Genomic DNA, 1586 nt, shown 5'->3' with positions numbered 1-1586 from the left:
AACATTTAGATATGATAATATTGGTGGCTATGAGAACCCCAATGAAAGTAGAAGTGAGCGAAGCAGACCGAAGGCTCTTGGAGAAATGGATCAAGAGCCGCTCGATACCTGACAAGCAAAAACAACGAGCCAAAATCGTCTTGCTCAGTAGCGAAGGACGGCCAACGAGTGAACTGATGAGAAAGCTCAAGGTGAGCAACCCGACATTGAATCTTTGGCGGCGCCGTTATCAGGAAGAGGGTATTGAAGCACTTGTTAAAGGCCGGAGTCGTCCTTCAGGGTTTACGTCGCTGCCTCAGGAAAAAGTCCAGGAAGTACTCAGTCTGACAGTGACGGGTAAGCCAGCTAACGCCACGCACTGGAGTTGCCGCAGCATGGCCGAGCAGGTGGGGATTTCCAAGAGCGCGGTCAATCGGATTTGGCAAGCTCACAAACTCAAGCCGCATCAGGTCAAAGGGTTTAAAGTTTCCAACGACAAGCATTTCGAGAAAAAACTCCGCGACGTCGTTGGACTCTATCTCGACCCACCGGAGAAGGCGATTGTGTTCTCAGTCGATGAAAAGAGTCAGATTCAGGCATTGGATCGCACCCAGCCAGGCCTACCGCTTAAACGAGGTAAGGCAGGTACGATGACCCATGACTACAAACGCCACGGCACAACCACCTTGTTTGCCGCACTGAACGTGCATGAAGGCACCGTGATTGGTGAATGTTTACCCAAGCATCGCAATGACGAGTTTCTGAGCTTTCTTAAGCGTTTGGATAGAGAAACCGAAAAGGCGTTGGATGTGCATCTGATCGTCGACAATTATGCGACCCACAAACATCCGAATGTCAAAGCCTGGCTGGAGAAGCATCCACGGTTCCACATGCATTTCACCCCGACGTCGGCATCTTGGGTGAATTTGGTCGAGCGTTTTTTTCGCGACATCACCGAGGAACGAATTCGCAGAGGCGTATTCCGCAGTGTCCCGGAATTGAAAGAGGCCATTATGGATTACCTAGCTCACAGAAACGCCAATCCCAAGCCTTACAAATGGACTGCCAGACCAGACGAGATTCTAGCCAAGGTTGCCAAAGCTAAAGATATGTTGGGGACTCTACACTAGATCTTCATAAAAAACGCCTAGTGGTGTGCGTTTATCATCATCGTCAAGTTTAGGGTAATCTGAACCGAGTTCTTTTTTAGCCGCCGCTTCATAGTTATCCGATAGATAACGCAAGAAAAGCATCGACAACATATAATCACGAAAATCGTCCGCATTCATCGCCCCACGAAGCGAGTCCGCAATTTCCCAAAGCGTTTTACCTAATTGATTTAGTTCTTTTTGTGTCATTTAGTCTTTCCGATGCTTATTTTTTATTTTGTTTTCTAATGCTATTAACTCCGCCTCATCTTGAACGTCTGCTAATCTGGCCTGTTCCGTTTTGCGACGTTGGTCAAAATCCTCAAACAACGGCATTAGGGTTTGTTCCATACGCGCATGACTCACCTGTCCAGCGTTATCTAACAAAGGGAAACCGTTTGCCAATAATATTTGCCCAACACTCTCTTGCCAAAAAGCCATGGTGGTCACAGTTTGACG

General features: G+C 47.8%; 2 protein-coding genes and 1 pseudogene. 1 reads left to right on the top strand and 2 read right to left on the bottom strand.

The window, feature by feature from the left end; all coding sequences use genetic code 11:
* The first annotated feature begins 29 nt into the window (after positions 1-29).
* The gene (locus tag VBE63_RS29030) at positions 30-1109 is read left to right on the top strand and encodes an IS630 family transposase (protein ID WP_323686450.1); all 1080 of its coding nucleotides are present in this window, start codon (positions 30-32) and stop codon (positions 1107-1109) included.
* Here the strand turns inward: VBE63_RS29030 and VBE63_RS29025 are convergent.
* Complete coding sequence (locus VBE63_RS29025; RefSeq protein WP_323686449.1) at positions 1101-1337, bottom strand: type I restriction-modification system subunit M N-terminal domain-containing protein; 237 nt, start codon at positions 1335-1337, stop codon at positions 1101-1103. The two genes, VBE63_RS29030 and VBE63_RS29025, sit on opposite strands and share 9 nt — an antisense overlap.
* Positions 1338-1586 (bottom strand): annotated as a pseudogene (locus tag VBE63_RS29020) (hydroxyacid dehydrogenase); the annotation flags it as partial.

Origin of the sequence: Lamprobacter sp. (assembly GCF_034860625.1) — a bacterium.
Lineage (GTDB): Bacteria > Pseudomonadota > Gammaproteobacteria > Chromatiales > Chromatiaceae > Lamprobacter.
Note: the sequence above shows the minus strand (reverse complement) of the source record. Positions and strands in the feature narration are given on the sequence as shown.